20 protein-coding genes are annotated in these 18,470 nt (G+C 44.2%); 14 read left to right on the top strand and 6 right to left on the bottom strand.

Translation table 11 applies throughout. The features are described from left to right. Window positions 1–83 precede the first annotated feature (83 nt). Window positions 84–671, bottom strand: a complete 588-nt coding sequence (locus tag NST85_RS00970) for an MBL fold metallo-hydrolase (protein ID WP_341188281.1) — start codon at window positions 669–671, stop codon at window positions 84–86. A 298-nt stretch (window positions 672–969) separates the two neighbouring features. Here NST85_RS00970 and NST85_RS00975 point away from each other — a divergent pair, with 298 nt between their 5' ends. Then, window positions 970–1,398 carry an Lrp/AsnC family transcriptional regulator gene (locus tag NST85_RS00975; protein WP_307400979.1) on the top strand — a complete coding sequence of 143 codons (429 nt, stop codon included), beginning with the start codon at window positions 970–972 and terminating at the stop codon, window positions 1,396–1,398. Between the two features lie 56 nt (window positions 1,399–1,454). On the opposite strand, the gene NST85_RS00980 is transcribed toward NST85_RS00975, so the two are convergent. The 5 genes from NST85_RS00980 to NST85_RS01000 all read right to left on the bottom strand — a co-directional run bounded on the left by NST85_RS00980 (window position 1,455) and on the right by NST85_RS01000 (window position 6,345). Then, window positions 1,455–2,195, bottom strand: coding sequence for an ABC transporter permease (locus NST85_RS00980; RefSeq protein ID WP_127193190.1), 741 nt, complete (start codon window positions 2,193–2,195; stop codon window positions 1,455–1,457). A gap of 1 nt (window position 2,196) precedes the next feature. Continuing rightward, entirely contained in the window at window positions 2,197–2,910 is a 714-nt protein-coding gene (locus tag NST85_RS00985; protein ID WP_341188282.1) for an ABC transporter permease, read from the bottom strand. Next, a complete protein-coding gene (locus NST85_RS00990; RefSeq protein ID WP_341188283.1) occupies window positions 2,907–3,827 on the bottom strand; it encodes an ABC transporter ATP-binding protein in 921 nt (306 codons plus the stop codon). Before NST85_RS00990 ends, NST85_RS00985 begins: the two co-directional genes overlap by 4 nt. Window positions 3,828–4,282: 455 nt before the next feature. Further along, a complete protein-coding gene (locus NST85_RS00995; RefSeq protein WP_341188284.1) occupies window positions 4,283–5,671 on the bottom strand; it encodes a sensor histidine kinase in 1,389 nt (462 codons plus the stop codon). Further along, complete coding sequence (locus NST85_RS01000) at window positions 5,668–6,345, bottom strand: response regulator transcription factor (RefSeq protein WP_341188285.1); 678 nt, start codon at window positions 6,343–6,345, stop codon at window positions 5,668–5,670. Before NST85_RS01000 ends, NST85_RS00995 begins: the two co-directional genes overlap by 4 nt. Before the next feature lie 169 nt (window positions 6,346–6,514). Here NST85_RS01000 and NST85_RS01005 point away from each other — a divergent pair, with 169 nt between their 5' ends. The 13 genes from NST85_RS01005 to NST85_RS01065 all read left to right on the top strand — a co-directional run bounded on the left by NST85_RS01005 (window position 6,515) and on the right by NST85_RS01065 (window position 18,462). Then, window positions 6,515–6,742, top strand: coding sequence for a DUF1858 domain-containing protein (locus NST85_RS01005; RefSeq protein ID WP_341188286.1), 228 nt, complete (start codon window positions 6,515–6,517; stop codon window positions 6,740–6,742). A gap of 131 nt (window positions 6,743–6,873) precedes the next feature. Then, a complete protein-coding gene (locus tag NST85_RS01010) occupies window positions 6,874–8,148 on the top strand; it encodes a DUF438 domain-containing protein (protein ID WP_341188287.1) in 1,275 nt (424 codons plus the stop codon). A 202-nt stretch (window positions 8,149–8,350) separates the two neighbouring features. Further along, window positions 8,351–9,301 carry an ROK family glucokinase gene (locus NST85_RS01015; protein WP_127193197.1) on the top strand — a complete coding sequence of 317 codons (951 nt, stop codon included), beginning with the start codon at window positions 8,351–8,353 and terminating at the stop codon, window positions 9,299–9,301. A 51-nt stretch (window positions 9,302–9,352) separates the two neighbouring features. After that, window positions 9,353–10,255: an RNase adapter RapZ gene (gene rapZ / locus NST85_RS01020; protein ID WP_307400689.1), complete on the top strand. Its 903-nt coding sequence runs from the start codon at window positions 9,353–9,355 to the stop codon at window positions 10,253–10,255. 18 nt (window positions 10,256–10,273) lie between these two features. Next, the gene (locus NST85_RS01025; RefSeq protein WP_307400693.1) at window positions 10,274–11,260 is read left to right on the top strand and encodes a gluconeogenesis factor YvcK family protein; all 987 of its coding nucleotides are present in this window, start codon (window positions 10,274–10,276) and stop codon (window positions 11,258–11,260) included. Window positions 11,261–11,265: 5 nt separating this feature from the next. Then, the gene (whiA, locus tag NST85_RS01030; protein ID WP_127193200.1) at window positions 11,266–12,195 is read left to right on the top strand and encodes a DNA-binding protein WhiA; all 930 of its coding nucleotides are present in this window, start codon (window positions 11,266–11,268) and stop codon (window positions 12,193–12,195) included. A gap of 108 nt (window positions 12,196–12,303) precedes the next feature. Further along, entirely contained in the window at window positions 12,304–12,573 is a 270-nt protein-coding gene (locus NST85_RS01035; RefSeq protein WP_091235902.1) for an HPr family phosphocarrier protein, read from the top strand. Between the two features lie 160 nt (window positions 12,574–12,733). Then, window positions 12,734–13,486 (top strand): SIMPL domain-containing protein, encoded by a 753-nt coding sequence (locus tag NST85_RS01040; RefSeq protein WP_341188288.1) that lies wholly within the window; start codon window positions 12,734–12,736, stop codon window positions 13,484–13,486. A gap of 174 nt (window positions 13,487–13,660) precedes the next feature. Next, window positions 13,661–14,350 (top strand): FadR/GntR family transcriptional regulator, encoded by a 690-nt coding sequence (locus NST85_RS01045; protein WP_445671169.1) that lies wholly within the window; start codon window positions 13,661–13,663, stop codon window positions 14,348–14,350. After that, window positions 14,350–15,561, top strand: a complete 1,212-nt coding sequence (locus NST85_RS01050) for a CynX/NimT family MFS transporter (protein ID WP_341188289.1) — start codon at window positions 14,350–14,352, stop codon at window positions 15,559–15,561. Before NST85_RS01045 ends, NST85_RS01050 begins: the two co-directional genes overlap by 1 nt. Window positions 15,562–15,842: 281 nt before the next feature. Beyond that, window positions 15,843–16,811, top strand: a complete 969-nt coding sequence (locus tag NST85_RS01055; protein ID WP_127193204.1) for an ABC transporter ATP-binding protein — start codon at window positions 15,843–15,845, stop codon at window positions 16,809–16,811. Next, window positions 16,808–17,656: an ABC transporter permease gene (locus tag NST85_RS01060; RefSeq protein WP_127193205.1), complete on the top strand. Its 849-nt coding sequence runs from the start codon at window positions 16,808–16,810 to the stop codon at window positions 17,654–17,656. Before NST85_RS01055 ends, NST85_RS01060 begins: the two co-directional genes overlap by 4 nt. Continuing rightward, the gene (locus NST85_RS01065; protein WP_127193206.1) at window positions 17,656–18,462 is read left to right on the top strand and encodes an ABC transporter permease; all 807 of its coding nucleotides are present in this window, start codon (window positions 17,656–17,658) and stop codon (window positions 18,460–18,462) included. Before NST85_RS01060 ends, NST85_RS01065 begins: the two co-directional genes overlap by 1 nt. The last annotated feature ends 8 nt before the right edge of the window (window positions 18,463–18,470 follow it).

The raw sequence follows: 18,470 nt of genomic DNA on the forward strand, positions 1-18,470 counted from the left end.
ATAAAAACACATGGAAATAACCCCCATATATACAGTAACATTCCTGCACATACGGGGGTATGGGATTCTTCACAGATAACAATTTACATAAAATCTATCCATTGCCCATCTTCAGGAATGAATACCTGATCGGCTAGCTTCTCCATTTCAAGGCGCTCACGCAAATCAGAACGTGTGACAAGACAGTGATTGATGGCATCCATATGTACGGCGATAACTTTTGTGTCCGGTGCGTAACGACATAGGGTTACTACATCATGATCATCCATTGTAATGGGCTCACCCATTACAAATCGTGCACCACCAGCGTTAACTACTGTGATGTCTGGGTGATGGGCATCCAAAGCTTCGCGAACATCGCTACACCAAACGGTGTCTCCGGCAATATATAACTTAGGTTCGCCCTCTGCTTGTAGAATAAACCCTGAAACATTACCCGTGAGCTTCCTGATTACTCCTTTTCCGTGCTTCCCGTTAGTGCGAGTCAGAAGAATACTATGAACTTTCAGCTTATCAGTAATCGGAGTAACACTTTGAAATCCAACAGCTTGAAGCGCCTTCTCATTACCGGGCTGGCATAGGATCGGGGTTGATTTGGGTAATTTATCAACTGCTTCTGGATCCCAATGGTCGTTATGTAGATGAGTTACGATTATAATATCAGGCTTCAACCAATAATCGATGGGAAAGGGCAGTGAGATGAGCGGATTTCGTTTATTATTTGGCGTTTTTACGATCGGAGGTTATACTCCGGCTTCTCCGAGCATCGGGTCAACGAGGATATTATAACCACCATAATTGAGCCAAAGTGTAGCGTGCCTTACAAGTTGAAATTTCACTGAATACACACTCCTATTCTCCTAAAAACTGTATGCTACAATCATAACAGAATAGTAATATGGCTAAAGTAACCTATTGAAAAGAAAAACGGCGATTTGCTTACGTCATGAAAGGAGTATTACTTAAATGATGAATCATCCCATGATTGACGAGACGGACTTGGCTATTTTGCAGTTATTGCTGAAGGATGCAAATCTTTCATATAAAGAAATCGGACAAGGTGTTCACTTGACGGGTCAGGCGGTGGGGGCACGTGTGCGTAAGTTGGAGGATCTAGGCGTAATTGAAGGATATACTTTGCGTTGGAATCCTGAGCGTCTTGGGTTAGTGGTTCGTGCTTTTGTGACGGTATTCATGAAGTCAGGCTTGGCCCATCAAGCGTTTCAGGACTATATCGCCGACAAAGATAGTGTGACAGAAGTGCATCGTGTTAGTGGGGAAGGGTGCTACTGGATGTCAGTCCGAGTGGACACGCTGGCCCGGTTAAACGAACTTCTAGACGGCTTGCTGCAGTTTGGAAATTATAAAGTTAGCCTGTCCATAGGTCAGGTGAAATAAGAGAGGTCATTCAGCACGGAATGACCTCTCCTTTTCCCATGATGAAGTGTGAAGTCCTAGATCTCTTTGCGACGAAAGTAAACGAGACCCGCGGTAAAGAATAGCGTAAAGCTGCCAAGTATGGTGATAGTTAGACTTTCAAGTGGAATATTAAAGGCTCCAAAATCCATTTGTCCGTGTGGTAACATCGCAAGAAGGGGCTGTGCCCATGGATAGAATGGCCCAATTTTATCTGAGTTTAGGATTAGCATATTGGGAATAGTTAGCGAAACATTGAGTGCTAACGGGGCCGCGAAACTGGCCCAACCCAGTGAGACACCAAGTTGAAGTGCTGCAAGCGGCATACAGGCGATCCAGCCGCCAATGATACTAATGGAGATCATGCTCCATGGTATCGGATAAGAAATGGCTAAAGACCAGCTTACAAATAACATACAGATCAGAAGGAACAGTTGGCATAGGGCTAGCAAAGTCATGACAACGGTGAATTTGGCCAAATATACAGCAGTACGTGAGACGGGTAGGACAAGTAGTTGCTTCCAACCTCCACCCGTGTGCTCATAACGGCAAATAAATGCCGAGAACAAACCAGCCATAATTGGCAAGAAGAACATGCCATGGACGAATGACATACTAGCGACTAGATTCGGCCATGGATCCATCCCTTCGGGGGGCATCTGTTCCTGCAGGAACCCTGCAAACATAGCGATCAGGGGACTGACGATGGTCACGAGCCAAAGATGTGACTTGGACATTTTCAACGATTCAGCAGACAGTATTCTTAGAAAAGTCCTCAACTTAATCCACATCCTTTCGATTGAAGTGAACCAATCCGATTAACATAATGATGAATCCAAGACAAAGTCCGGCTGAAATAAACCATGCCTTGTCGGGGCTCGCATAACCCATTACTGGCCAATTGAGCGGGAACCATTCAGACAAGTTGCCGGCGAATGGGGACACAAGGGCAACAGTTACTCCTAATGAGACAGGCAAGGCTTGATTGCGGAAGCTTAGCGACAGCCAGAGCTGTAGGGCTAGCATGGGTAGCGCCGCGAAATAAGGGAAGAAACCCAGTTTGATCGTATCTGTCAGCGGGAAGGAGGACCCAAAGCCAAAGACTAGGCCGAGTATAATCGTTGCAAGTGACAGGAGTATACAGGACATAGATAGTAGAATAAAGCATAGGGTGAACTTGGCGCTGAAGACTGCACTTCGCGAAATCGGCAGGGCAAGCAGTTGTTTCCAAGAGCTCATTTGATGCTCGACATTTGCTACTAGCGAAGCGATGAGTGTACAACCGAGATAAAGAGTGATGGGAACGAAAAATGAAATATTATCAATTAATCCTCCCCAGAGATCATCAGCATATTGCTTCTTCATATAATCGAAGCGGAGTCCGAAATTGAGCGCCTGCATGGCTACGAGACCAAGTGGGGCTAGAAAGACTAGGAACCAAATTCCTTTCCTACGAATCTTCAGGAAGTCCGCTGATAATGAGCGAATCATCATCCCGTCTTCCCCTCCCCAATTACCCGCATGAAGATGTCCTCCAGCGATTTCTTCTTTTGCTCGACTCGATAGATTTCATGTCCATTCTCTACTAACCGTTTGACTAGAAGAGCGACTTCTGGGTCTTGCATACCAGGGAAGGTTAGCGCACCTGCCCGCAGTGTCCCAGTTGCTCCGAATCCAAGATCACGAGCCAACCATAGGGCTGATTCCGGTTCCGAGACGACCAGATCCATATTGTGTTGGGATTGGAGGAGTAGGTTCTGAATCGTATCTTGGAATACCATCTCTCCTTCGGAGATAATACCTACCGTATTTGCCATTTGCTCTATTTCTCCAAGTAAGTGGCTGGAGATTAACACGGTGATACCGTGTTGTCCTGGTAGACTCTTGATAAGCTCGCGGATTTCTTGAATACCCGAAGGGTCAAGGCCATTTGTTGGTTCATCCAATATAAGGAGTTCTGGATTACCTAGCAGGGAGGCGGCAATGCCTAACCGCTGTTTCATGCCGAGAGAGAACCCTTTGACTGGACGGCGAGCCTCCTTACTTAAAGAGACGATCTCTAATACTTCATCAATTCGTGACTTTTGCGTACCCAGAATTCGGCGAATAGCCTCCAAATTGTCGATTGCGCTCAGATGTCCATAGTACGAAGGGTATTCCACTAGAGAGCCAATTTTTCTAAGGATCTCAAGCTTGTCTTTGCGCAGTTCACGACCAAAAATTCGTATTGATCCTTCTGTGGGTTGGATTAGGCCAAGCAGCATGCGGATAGTAGTTGTTTTACCAGCTCCGTTGGGTCCGAGGAATCCATAAATATCACTTTGGGAGATTTGTAGATTCAAATTGTTTACTGCGGCGCGTCCGCGATATTTTTTGGTTAAATTCTCAGTTTGAATGATTATTTCACTCACAATTTATCACCTCGATAAGCATCATATCGTCCTAAGTTTAAAAACAAGGGTAGCCCAAGTTTAAATTTAGTTTAAAAAACTCTAGCGTGTCAGCGTAGGTGCGAAGTAAGAAAATCGTACCGAATCTTGCCAAATCGTAAAAAAGCCACGATTCCTACAGGTTTCTACTGTAGGTAATCGTGACTTTATTGGTTTGTATCCCACGGTATAGTGGGGAAATGAAAATAACAGGAATTTCTCCAGTAAACGAGATATACAGACCACTTTGTGATAACTTAACTGGAATTTATCCTTCTGATTTGGTGCTTGGGAGCAACAATCTTCGAATCCAGTAAAAATAGATGGACGATTTCCAGCTAAAGTGGAAGGGAGCAGAGTTCCGCAAAAATTAACGGAAGTTTTTCCCTCTAAAACAGAGTAATCAGACAAAATAGAACGTCGGCAACTATTAATCGCTAGACTGGATAAATATAGATCGTTGTCCCCTCACTCGAAGACTCTGTGTCCCGGATAAGCCCCATCTCCTGCAGTAGAAGGTCGACGATGGGAAGCCCCAGCCCAGCGCCCTTAGCAGGGGAAGTACTTCTCATACCTGGACCCTGGTCGGATATAACGAGTGCTACTGTTCCTCGCCACTTGGTCAAGCTAATTCCGACATAACAACCACCGCTAGCATGGCGAACGAGATTCTGAAACAAGTTATCCAGTACGCGGCGTAGTCCTTGTCCATCTACGTTCCAATGTAGAGGTTCATCGGGGAGGTTGATATCGGCCCCGATGCCCGCCTTCTCCCATACAGGATACCAGGCTGCTGCACTTTCTCGTACGATTCGCAGTATATCTTGCCTCTCTAGTGACAAGGCGTATCGGCCACTGGCGAGTAAGTTATAGGAAAGTAGGTGGTCGATCAGACCATCCAGATCTCCAATCTTCGTCTCCATGAGGAAGAGAGAGTGTCGTCCCTGCTCTGACAGTGGTTCTTTGGAAATGGAATAAAGATGGCTGGCCAGCACCGTAAGTGGCGTCCGCAGGTCATGTGATAGATTACTGATTAAGCTTTTGCGAAGATTTTCTTCCTCTTGCTCCCGTTTCTGGCTGTCATTCAGTTCGTCAACCATGTGGTTAAATGCAGTCTCTAAGCGCCCAATTTCATCGGGTCTTCCCTCCTGAATCAGAGCGGGAACCCCGTTCTCCCCAGTATGCGTCATAGCGGCTTCGAGTCGCAGTAGTCGGAGCCGGATGTCTCGGAAGAAGAAGTACGATAAGAGAATGAAGAATATGAGCATTAATGAGAAGAAACCAAATAAGAAACGGGTATCACTTGGCCGATCCTCAGAAACTATATTCATAAACTTACGAGGCAGTTCAAACACCATGAACCCTCGCCCAGGTTCTTCTTCTCCATCGATAAAGGCCACGATTGTAAATGGATCGGCGTCAACTCGTTGTTTCATAAAGGTGATTGCATCCGATATGGACCATTTCAAAGGTAACGTTTCTTGTTGTGGTAATTGAAGGCGAGTTGTTCCTGTCTGATCGACCCAGAAGAGAGATGCGTCGGGGTACATGGTCTTTAGTTCTTCTAACCGTTTATTTATTTCTTCAGGTGTCGATGTGGAGAGCGCTAGGGCTTCCTTGTGCCATAGAGACTCCAATTCTTTCCCGGATTGATAGACAGGGTTTCTTTCGACCTTGGGCATGGGATAAAGGATACGATTCACTCCCCAAGAGGCAATAAGGCTGATCGGAATGAGTACAGGTATGAACAGTAGGGCTACAGCAATAATTAGGATAAACCTGGTTAGCAGTGAGCTTCGGTACTTTTGAAATGGTCTTAATCTCATGGTCTTACCCGATAGCCGATACCCCGGATAGTCTCAATAATCTCGGGAACAGCGGGATCGTGTTCAAGCTTTTCTCGCAAATGGCGAATATGTACCATCAAAGTTTTGTCTCCGTCCAGATAAGTGTCTCCCCATACTGCCTCGTAAATTTGCTCCTTCGTCATAATTTGTCCCAAATGACGTAGTAGATAGTTGAAAATATTAAATTGCTTACCCGTCAAAATGATCTCTTCGCCCGTATCTTGATTTACAATCCTATTCTCCTTCTCATGAAAAAGTAGATGTTTGATTTTGAGCGGTTCAGGTGATGGAGATCCTGTTCTCCTTAGTAACACCTCAATGCGTGCAATCAATTCATCAGGATGAAAAGGCTTGGTTAAATAATCATCTGCGAATTGCAGCCCCTGTAACTTATCATCTATAGAAGTTCGGGCGGATAGCATCAGAATGGGAAGCAAAGGATACTGTTTCTTAAGTCGTTGCCCTACAGTGAATCCATCTAGTCCTGGAAGCATGACATCTAAGATGACGAGCTGGTTAGAAGAAGCCTCTTCCAAAGCACGCTCCCCACTGGTTAGCCAAGTTACACCGTATCCACGTTCCTGTAGATTCCTGCAGACCCAGTCACCGATTTCAAGGTCGTCTTCAATATATAGCAAACTTGTATTAGTCATAATTTGATCCCTCCGATTCTTCACATCTATCATTCTTGCAAATTTATGTCTAAAAATAAACTCCCTTTTACAAACATTCTTATACTTGTGACTGTAATCACAAGGTCGTGTTCTTGTCTGTGTTACTTTTTGATTGAGAAAGATTATCAATAAAGTCAGGTGGGATTCTATGGTTAAACTCATTGATTTGCGTAAAACCGTATATGAACTGTGTTCAGCCGATCCTGAGATTATGAACATCATGGTGGAGCTGGGTTTTGAACAGTTGGCCAAACCGGGGATGCTGCAGAGCGCTGGACGTTTCATGACCATTCCCAAAGGAGCTAAGCTTAAAAAAATAGATCTTGAACACATCAAATCGATATTTCGCGTGCGAGGGTATGAGATAGAGGAATGAGCTTTTAAGTTTTGTCCGAACCATATTCATAGAAGTAACGCTAACAAAACTAGGTTTATGCTTACGAAGTAAGTTTTGTCCGAACCATATTCATAGAAGTAACGCTAACAAAACTTTTAGGAGGAACAATCATGAGCGAATTAATTAATAACCGTGAATATACGGTGCCAGAACAAGGACGCCGCCAAGAGATGTTGAAGGAAATTATGAAGGATCTGCATGCAGGGAAGAGCGTTGAAGAGGTGAAGGCGCGGTTTCAGGAAGCTGTAGGCGATGTGACAGTCGAGGAAATATCGGCCATGGAGCACATGCTGATGGAGGAAGAGGGGATTCCGGTATCCGAAGTGCAGCGACTTTGCTCCGTGCATACCGCAATTTTCAAAGGATCGATTGAAGAGATTCATCGCCCTTCGAAGCCGGAGGAACAACCGGGTCATCCAGTGCACACATTTAAGTTGGAGAACCGTGAGCTTGAGCGACTGGTCAACTTCAAGCTAGAACTGCATAGCGACAAGTTCCGTGAGGATGATAATGCCGAAATCATTTATAAATTGATAGAGGATTTAAATCTACTATTGGATATCGACAAGCACTATAGCCGCAAAGAAAACTTATTGTTCCCTTATTTGGAGAAGTACGGTATATACGGTCCGACGAAGGTCATGTGGGGTGTCGATGATGCGATCCGCGCGATGATTAAGGAAGTCAAAGGTAAACTAATGAAATATGATGGTGACAAAGAGACCCTTAGTATGGACTTGACTCGGATTATTTCGGAAGTAAATGAAATGGTCTTTAAAGAAGAGAATATTCTAATTCCGATGGCGCTAGGTAAATTGACTGAGGACGAGTGGGTAAAGATTGCAGAGGAGAGCGACGAAATTGGCTTTTGCCTAACAACTCCAGAGGCGAAATGGGTTCCAGAGCGCGCCTCTTCGCCTGATCTCGGAACAGTGAGCTCAGAGGAAGCAGAACAAGCGGGTGACGCTGATCAGTTACGCCAAGGCTTCATCAAGTTTGATACGGGAATATTATCCTTAGCGCAGTTGGAAGGAATAATGAATCACCTACCGATAGATTTGACGTTTATCGACGAGAATGATGTAGTTCGTTATTTCTCACATGGTAAAGAACGGATTTTCGCTCGTACTAAAGCGGTGATCGGACGGACGGTTCAGAATTGCCACCCACCTCAAAGTGTGCATATCGTCAATGAGTTGCTGGCTGACTTTAAGTCAGGCAAAAAAGATGCGGAAGACTTCTGGATCGCGATGGGGGATAAATTTATCTATATCCGATATTTTGCTATTCGTGGCGAAGACGACCAATATATGGGGACCTTGGAATTTACACAGAACATCGCCCCAATTCGCGCACTAGAAGGACAGAAACGGATCATGTCTTAAGCACCGAATACACCGCCTTTATGCTCGCTCTTTGCGAGATTTAGGGGGTGTTTTTTTGCCTATATGTGATCTAGATCATTCCCTTAAAGCCTTATGATTACTGGGTTTCTGATTGTCGTCTTCTATTGACCGAATGGGAGGGTTCGCTTATAGTTGGTACGTAGGAATAAACAAATTATTAATGAAAAAGGTGGCTTGTGAAATGTCTGAAAAAATCTACATTGGCGTTGACCTAGGCGGGACAGCGATTAAAGTCGGTATTTGTGATGAAGAAGGACATCTTCTTCATACCTATGAGGGACCAACCGAGACCGAGAAGGGTCCTGACGCGATCGTTAACAATATCGAGCGATATGTCCGTCTCATTGTGGAACAATCTCCGTTTGATTGGGAGCAAGTGGCAGGCGTCGGTGCTGGTGTTGCCGGCTTTACTAACGTACGCGAAGGGATAATTATCTTAGCGCCGAATGTAGGTTTGCGAGATCTTCACATTCGTAAGATTCTGGAGGAACGTTTAGGCAAGCCCATCAAAATAGATAATGATGCTAACGTTGCAGCACTTGGAGAAGCTTGGGGTGGTGCAGGTAAAGGCATCGACAATTGTGTGTGCTACACGCTTGGTACTGGCGTTGGTGGTGGTATTATTATAAATGGTAGCATATATCAAGGTTTCTCTGGTTTGGCTGGCGAGCTCGGTCATATGTCCGTTGTCCCTGATCTGGAAGCCATCCAATGTGGCTGTGGCCAAATGGGATGTTTAGAGACCGTGTCTTCGGCAACCGGTATTATTCGCATGGCCAAAGACGCTGTAGCACGTGGTGATCGTACTTCGCTTGCACAGGTAGAGAACATCATGGCGAAGGATGTATTTGATGCAGCCAAAGCTGGCGATGAAGCAGCGGTGCGTATTGTTAACCGTGCGGCATTCTATATCGGCAAGTCACTGGCGGCTGTCGCTGTCGTGCTCAATCCAGAAATTTTCATTATCGGTGGCGGGGTTTCCAAAGCGGGTGACATCTTGTTTGATGAGATCCGTAGTGTGTGTGCGAAACTTACACCGGAACCCGTTCTTAAGGGCTTGAAGATAGTTCCTGCAATGTTAGGTAACGACGCCGGAATGGTTGGCGCTGCTGGATTATTTATTCGTTCGTAGAAGGATATAGATATATATAGGAATAGGAGAACTTTGCGAGGAGGGAAATGAATGCCGGATAAGGAAGACACTACAGTTTCTTCAGTATCTAATCTTATTATTATTACGGGGATGTCAGGTGCAGGTAAATCTCTTGCTGTACGAAGCTTGGAAGACCTTGGTTTTTTTTGCGTAGACAACCTACCTCCGGTACTGATTCCTAAATTTGCTGAACTGATTGAACAATCCAAAGGGAAAATCGCAAAAGTAGCATTGGTCATCGATCTGCGCGGTCGGGAGTTCTTCACGGCCTTGTCGGAGTCGTTGGGGTATGTGAAGGAGCACTTCACAATTAACTGTGAAATTCTGTTTCTTGATGCGATGGATTCGATCCTCGTACAACGATACAAGGAGAGTCGTCGTCGGCATCCACTTGCACCGGAAGGTATGCCGCTGGATGGTATCACTTTGGAGCGTAAATTGCTGGATGAGCTTAAGGTATCAGCTACTCAGGTGATTGATACTAGTAATATGAAGCCAGCTCAGCTCAAGGAAAAGATCATTTCCCGATTCTCGCATTTGGAGAGCAGCACTTTATCAGTCAATATTACCTCCTTTGGGTTCAAATATGGTATTCCCATTGACGCAGATTTAGTGTTTGATGTCCGGTTTTTGCCAAACCCTCATTATATTGAACAGCTAAGACCAAACACAGGACAAGACAATGATGTATATGAATATGTTATGAAGTGGCCAGAGACGCAGGCATTCTTAATTAAGTTACTCGACATGCTGCATTTTCTACTGCCCCAGTATCATAAAGAGGGTAAAAGCCAGGTCATTATTGGGATCGGTTGTACGGGAGGTAAACACCGTTCAGTAGCGGTCGCCGAATATTTAGGCCGGATGCTCGGAACAAGCGAAACGGAAACGGTTCGAGTAAGTCATAGGGATTCCGATCGAGACCGGCACTAAGAGGTGAATTATTAATTCATGAATCGGACAAAAGAAGGAAGAATTCCACGAATTGTTGTGATGGGTGGGGGAACAGGCCTATCTGTCATGTTACGCGGCCTCAAAGAAAAACCACTTGATATTACAGCCATTGTCACAGTAGCTGATGATGGTGGTAGTTCTGGGATACTGCGGAATGAGCTACAGATGCCGCCTCCTGGTGATATCCGCAACGTGCTAACTGCGCTTGCGGACGTTGAGCCACTATTGTCCGATATGCTAAGTTACCGTTTTTCAACCGGTTCTGGACTAGCAGGACACAGTTTGGGTAATTTAATTTTAGCGGCAATCACGGATATTTCAGGCGATTTCGTCACGGCAGTCCGGGAGCTTAGCCGCGTCTTTGCCGTTCGTGGGCGTGTCCTCCCAGCGGCAGGTCAGGCAGTCGTGCTACATGCAGAGATGGAAGACGGAAGTATTATCACGGGCGAATCAAAAATACCGGAAGCTCAAGGCAAGATCAAACGGATCTTTCTAGAACCGAAGGAAGTCGAGCCCTTACCGGAGGCGGTTGAAGCGATTCGTGATGCCGATGCGATTCTAATTGGGCCCGGTAGCCTGTATACTAGTATTATTCCGAATTTGCTGGTACCCAAGTTGGCAGAGGCCGTTCTAGAGAATACGGAAGCAATCAAGATTTTTGTGTGTAATGTGATGACCCAGCCGGGAGAGACAGATGATTATACCGTCAGTGATCACTTGCAGGCGGTTTATGATCATGTAGGACATCATTTGTTTGATTATGTCATCGTCAATGATGGCGAAATTCCACCGCAGGTTCAGGATTTTTATGCGGAAAAGGGCGCGAAACCTGTCCAAAATGATTTGGATGTGGTTACAAGCCGAGGCTATAAAGTTATCGCTGATACGTTAGTGCTATTCCGTCGGTATTTAAGACATGATGCTGACAAACTAAGCCATCACATTTATCAATTGGTGGACAACTGGATTTTACGAAAGAGGTGAGTTCCTTGTCATTTGCGGCGCAAACCAAAAAAGAATTAACCATGGTCGAAGCTGAGCCTTGCTGTGAGCAAGCCGAGTTGTCCGCACTCATTCGGATGAACGGTTCGGTTCAAGTGTCGAACAAGAAGGTTATCTTGGACATCTCTACGGAAAATGCCGCGATTGCAAGGCGAATATATTCGTTACTCAAGAAACATTTTCAGGTTCATACCGAACTACTAGTCCGTAAGAAGATGCGCTTGAAGAAGAATAATGTATATATTGTGCGGATTCCGGTTCGTGTTCAGGAGATCCTTAAACAACTGGACATCGTATCGGAAGGATTTATTTTTACATCTGGGATTAATAGCGAGATGACCCGGAGAAACTGTTGTAAGCGGGCATATCTTCGGGGTGCGTTTATGGCGGGGGGGTCTGTTAATAATCCAGAGGGTTCTTCTTATCATTTAGAGATCGCCTCGATGTATGAAGAACACTGTAAGGCTCTAGTTGATCTAGCTAATGAATTTCATCTGAATGCTCGTTGTATTGAGCGTAAGAAGGGCTTTATTTTCTATATCAAGGAAGGCGAGAAGATCATCGAGTTGCTGAGCATTATCGGAGCCCATCAAGCATTGTTTAAGTTTGAGGATGTACGAATCATGCGTGATATGCGCAACTCCGTGAATCGAATTGTTAACTGTGAGACAGCTAACCTGAATAAGACCATCGGTGCAGCGGTTCGGCAGATTGACAACATCAAGTTACTTCAGCAACAAATGGGTCTGCAAAATTTACCCGATAAACTCAGAGAGGTAGCTGAGGTGCGGCTGGCGAATCCTGATATGAATCTCAAGGAAGTCGGCGAGCTACTGAAGGGAACGGTTAGTAAGTCAGGAGTCAATCACCGACTACGCAAAATAGATGAGCTTGCGGAAAAAATTCGCGGCGTCTAATCTCTTTTGCTAGTGTGTTACTGTCTGTGTATGTTATACTGATATAAATAATAGTGTCTATGATGTGAATTTTGATTTCATTGAATTAGTAATAGGGGGTAAGGTTTCATGGTTAAAAACCCGGTAACCGTTCGTTTAAAGACGGGACTTCACGCCCGGCCGGCGGCGCTTTTCGTACAAGAAGCGAATAAATACTCATCTGAGATTTTCGTTGAGAAAGATGATAAAAAAGTTAATGCCAAGAGCATCATGGGAATTATGAGCCTTGCTATTAGCACTGGAACTGAAATTTATATCAGTGCAGAAGGCGCGGATGCGGAACAGGCTGCAAACGCTTTAATAAGTTTAGTCAGCAAAGAGGAATTGGAGAACCAATAATCGTTCTCTTTGCAGGTATTATAAGGGGATAGTTCCGGTTGATTTATCAACTGGAGCTATTCCTTTTTAATTTATTTAAAATTTTAGAACCAGTGTTGCAACATTTGTCCAGCGTTTTCGTTTAGAAGTTAAACTTATCAATAAATGGAGGGTATGACCAATGAAAACCTGGCTAAAGCCTGTTGGCGCAGTTCTAATTGCAGGTACTATGCTTGTTGGAGGAACAGTACTAATGGGGTCGTCTAATTTGTCCAATGCAGTGTATGCCGATGAGGTACAGAAGAATGTAATTAATGTTGTAGGAAGCGGAGAGATATCTGTTAAACCTGATATTGCCTACCTATCCATTGGTGTACAGACAGAAGCTGCAACTGCAAAGGAAGCACAAAGTGCCAATGCGGCTAAAATCGCTAAGCTGAACACATTGCTCAAAGATACATGGAAAATCAATGCGAAGGACATTCAAACAGGACAATTCTATGTGCAGCCAAATTACACATATACCGAAAAGGAAGGACAGAAGGTGAAGGGTTACACTGCCCAGCATACACTTCAAGTTTCTTACCGTGATCTCGATAAAATTGGGCAATTGCTTGACGCCGCTTCGACTGCAGGGGCCAATGTGATTAATAACATACAGTTTGCTACGGAGAATCCAGATCAGTTTGAAGAGCAAGTGATTCAGAAAGCGATGGCTAATGCCAATATGAAAGCATCTGCTATTGCCAAGGCTGCAAATCGCCAAGTGGGTATCGTACTGACTGTGACTCAATCGAGTAGTGGACCAGCGGTATACAATCAGAATTATGTGATGAAAGAGATGGCAATGGATACCGGGGGTGCAAGCACTCAGATTGAGGCAGGCGAAATCAAAGTAAATACGACTTTAAGTGTAACTTATGAAATGAAGTAGCCTACTTATAGGCACAAAAGTGAGACTGAGACATCGCTAACATGTTCAATGGCGGTGATCTTGGTCTTTTTGTATGTTTATGTTGCAAGATCTTCCAATACCTTACGGTTTCCAAATTAAATAAACTATGATAAGATAACTACCTCGCCAGTCATCCTATGTTTGGAGGTTTGAATCATGTTACAAAAAACGACGCGTCTTAGCCTTGTTGATCAAGTCATCATACAAATTGAATCTTTGATTGAATCGGGCTCTTGGATGGTAGGAGCAAAAATTCCGCCTGAGCCGGATTTAGTCAATGATTTGCAAGTTAGCCGTAATACATTACGTGAAGGGATACGGGCGTTATGTCATGCCGGAGTGTTAGTGACGAAGCAGGGAGACGGTACTTATGTATCTTCTAACAGCACACTTGGGGTGGCTATTCAACGACGTGCCCGCAAATCAAGCTTGTTGGATACGCTTGAGGTTCGGGGTGCTCTGGAGCGAGAGGCTGCGAAGTTATCTGCTGAACGGCGGACGGAAGAGGATGTAGAGAGAATTCGCTTTTATCAACAGGAGTGCAATTCTTCTAGCGTAAATGGAGACTTAAAGCGATATGTAGCTGCAGACATTAAGCTGCATCAGACCATTGTTGAATCAACCAGAAACCAAATGCTAATTGACTTATATGAGCATATAACGGATGCCATGCAGGATTCGATTACTGCTATTTTAAAGAAGCAATTTGCGGGCAACCTCCCACCGAAACAGCATGATGAGCTAGTAGATGCCATAGTCGCACAAGATGCTGATACGGCAGTAAGGGTTGTACAGTTTTTTATAGATGAGCTGAAAAGAGCAACTGAGATGGAGGAAGTTTAATGAATTCTATATATAATAAGCTTGCGCCTAAAGGAGGAGCAACTTCAACTTCTACAGGATGGCTACTGCTCATTGGGGTTATTTTAATTGCAGCGAATTTACGAGCCCCTTTGACTTCAGTAGGCCCTCTGATTGAGACGATTCGGGCTGACTTAAGTATATCGAATACATTAGCTGGATTGATTACGACGATTCCGCTAATCGCATTCGCATTACTCTCACCGCTGGTCCCCAAATTAGCACGCCGGTTTGGAATGTCTCCTGTTTTGTTTGGAGCGTTAGTGTTGTTGATTATAGGTATTGTGATTCGTTCGGCATGGAATATTGGATCATTATTGCTCGGGACATTTATTTTGGGGTTAGCGATATCTATTTGCAATGTATTAATGCCTAGTTTAATCAAAGCAAAGTATCCCTTGAAAATTGGCATAATGATTGGCGTTTATTCGGTTGCGATGAATCTTAGTGGTGCTATTGCATCTGGGATCAGTGTACCGTTTGCTAACCAAATGGGATTAGGTTGGAAGGGTTCTTTGGGGATATGGGGGATCTTAGCATTTGTAACCCTTCTCTTTTGGATTCCCCAACTAAGGGGTCAGCAACAAAAAGCGAAGATCATGACCTCGAACGAAAAACAAACGAATTTATGGAAGTCTCCGCTTGCTTGGCAAGTGACTGTATTTATGGGACTGCAATCAATGATTTTCTATGTGGTTATTGCTTGGCTTCCGGATATTTTGAAAACTCAAGGGATAAGCGCGGATTCCTCCGGCTGGATACTTTCCTTGATGCAACTCGCTTTACTTCCTGTTACTTTTATTATGCCTATTGTGGCTGCACGCATGAAAAATCAAGTTTCTCTAATGATCGTGACGTGGCTTTTCTTTTTTACTGGTATTGTTGGGCTGCTTTCGGGAAATCATTTAGTTCTTCTTTGGGCGATTTTAATCGGGATCGGTGCAGGTTGTTCATTCAGCCTAGCGATGACATTATTCGGACTGCGAACTTCTAATGCGCGTGATGCCGCAGAGTTATCGGGTATGTCCCAATCTGTAGGTTATCTATTAGCCGCACTAGGTCCTACATTATTCGGTTATTTGCACGATTTGAGTAATGGATGGAATGTACCGCTGATCGTATTACTGGTTATAACCTGTTTCTTACTCATTTCGGGTATTGCTTCCGGCCGCAATCGATTAATTGGGGAATAAAATGTATAATAAGAACCCTCATTTGAATAAAATGGGAGAGTGTTCTGTTTTTTATTTCACATCATGTCCAAATACCTCCCTATTCATGTCGAAGTACCTAGAAAAGTGTTGTAACCCGTGCCGAAACAAGGTATAGTAAATATGCAAAAAATGAAACCTACGACATGCAAAAGCCATACCAATGGATATGGTTTTTTTTTCTTAAAATAGATCATAGTATGGATGTTCATATAAATAATTTAAAACACACATCAAATACATTCAAAGGAGTTGGGGCATACATGATTGAACTCGTCCAGGTTGAGAAGCGATTTGCGGGACAAGTCGTTGTGCATCCACTATCACTTACCATAAAGGAAGGGGAATTCCTAACCTTACTGGGTCCAAGCGGCTGCGGCAAGACTACGATTCTTCGTATGATTGCGGGATTTGAGCAACCGACAGATGGAAAAATCCTACTAGATGGTACAGATTTGACAGACCTACCTCCGAATCGTCGGGATCTGAACTTGGTCTTTCAACATTATGCCTTATTTCCGCATATGACGGTTGAAGATAATATTGCCTTCGGACTAAAGATGAAGAAGATGCCCGTGAAGGAACAACAGGAGCGTATTCAGGAAGCTGTCACGATGACACAGTTAAATTCACTTACAAAACGTTACCCACACCAATTGTCCGGTGGACAACAACAACGTGTGGCAATTGCTCGTGCAATTGCGAATAAACCTAAGGTTTTACTGTTAGATGAGCCGCTTGGTGCGTTAGATCTGCAATTACGGAAGAACTTACAATCCGAGTTGAAGCAATTACAGCGGAGTCTAGGTATTACTTTTGTATATGTTACGCATGATCAAGAGGAAGCGATGATGCTATCCGACCGGATCGTAATTATGAATAGCGGACAAGTGGAGCAGATCGGCACACCACGCCAGATCTACGCAAATCCAACTACGCTGTTCTCAGCTACATTTGTAGGGGAGAATAATATTTTCTCTCGTGACGGTAAGATGTTTGCGATTCGGCCAGAGAAGCTGCGGGCACTACGTGATGTTGAGGGTGCTAAACGCACCGGTGAAGTGCTTGACGTGCATTACCTAGGAAGTGTCCATAAGTTAGTCGTACAACTCGATAATGAACCGATGACGGTCTCGATACTATTTGACTTCAATGACAATCGCCCATGGGAAGTTGGAGAAAGAGTTGGGGTGGATTGGAAGTCGGAAGACGAGGTGATTATCGGATCATGAAGAAATCGAACCTGAGTGTATTGCCGGTAATCTTATGGCTGTGCCTGTTTCTGGTCGTTCCTATGTTAATCGTAGTGGGAATCTCCTTCATGGGGCGTGACGACCTCGGCAATGTGGTGTTAGATTTCAATCTGGAATCATATTCCAGGTTCTTTGATCCGTTGTATCTGGGTATTTATTGGGATACTATCGTATTGTCAGTGTTAACGACGGGTCTATGTCTTCTACTCAGTTATCCGCTGGCTTATTACATTGCAAATGCTGGACCCAAAATGCAAACATGGGGACTCGTGTTGATTACGATTCCTTTCTGGATCAATTTCCTGATCCGCACTTATGCTTGGGTGCTATTGTTACGTACACAAGGAGTCGTGAACAATGTATTGCTCGACTTTGGTCTAATCCAAGAGCCGCTGCAGATGTTGTATACGAAGGGCGCAGTTCTACTCGGAATGGTCTATACTTTTATTCCATTTATGGTGTTGCCTCTTTATGTGGCACTGGATCAGATGGATAAGAAGTTGCTCGAGGCAGCAAGCGACCTTGGAGCGTCAAGATGGAAATCGTTCTGGCATATTACACTTCCCCAAACCAAGTCAGGTATTATGACGGGTTCGGTACTGGTGTATGTATCAACTACAGGTATGTTTGTTGTTACTGATATTTTGGGCGGATCCAAGTCCTCCATGATTAGTAACATTATTCAAAGTCAATTTCTAGGAGCGAGGAACTGGCCGTTTGGGTCCGCGCTTTCTGTGATTTTCGTCATTACGTCGCTTATTATGATTGCCTTATTTAATCGGGCTTTGACATCTAAACATATGAAAACAAAGGAGGGGCGGTAATGAAGAGTAAAAATCACCCACTTCTTGGAATTCATTCCTTAATCATGATGGTGTTCATTTATGTACCGATTGCTTTTATTATCGCCTATTCTTTTAATAGTTCTCGGCTTGCTGCTGATTGGAGCGGGTTCACATTCGATTGGTATATCTCTTTGTTCGGCAATCGACATGTGATGGAGGCGCTTAGCAATAGTTTGATCATTGCTGTTGTTTCGACCTTAGTCTCTACAGTACTGGGTACGATCTCTGCGTTAGCTATACGAAAATTGGGTAAAAAGATGAAGGTGGGATTTGGCGGTCTGCTATATCTGCCGATTATTATCCCCGACATTATAATGGGTTTGTCTTTGTTAGTATTGTTTAACCAATTTCAAATGCCACTTGGCAAAATTACAATTATCATCGCCCATATAACATTTAGCATGTCATACGTGCACGTTGTTATCACCACTCGGTTGATCGGAATGGGCAATCAGTTGGAAGAGGCAGCGAGTGATTTAGGCGCAGGGGCATGGCAGACTTTTCGCTATGTAACACTACCGCAGATATTCCCTGGGATTATTGCTGGGGCACTCATCGCGTTCACCTTGTCGTTAGATGACTTTATGGTCAGTTTCTTTGTAAGTGGACCTAGTTCAACTACATTGCCAATTTATATTTATGGCCAGGTGAAGAGAGGTATTTCCCCGGAAATTAACGCATTGTGTACAATCCTAATATTAGTTAGCGTAACCTTGATTTTCTTGGCACAATTTATGTTAAATAGAGGTAAAGGGCAGAAAAAACAATCCGTGCTTCCTTTTTAAAGGGACAC

Origin of the sequence: Paenibacillus sp. FSL K6-2524 (assembly GCF_038005525.1) — a bacterium.
Taxonomy (GTDB): Bacteria; Bacillota; Bacilli; order Paenibacillales; family Paenibacillaceae; genus Fontibacillus; species Fontibacillus anaericanus.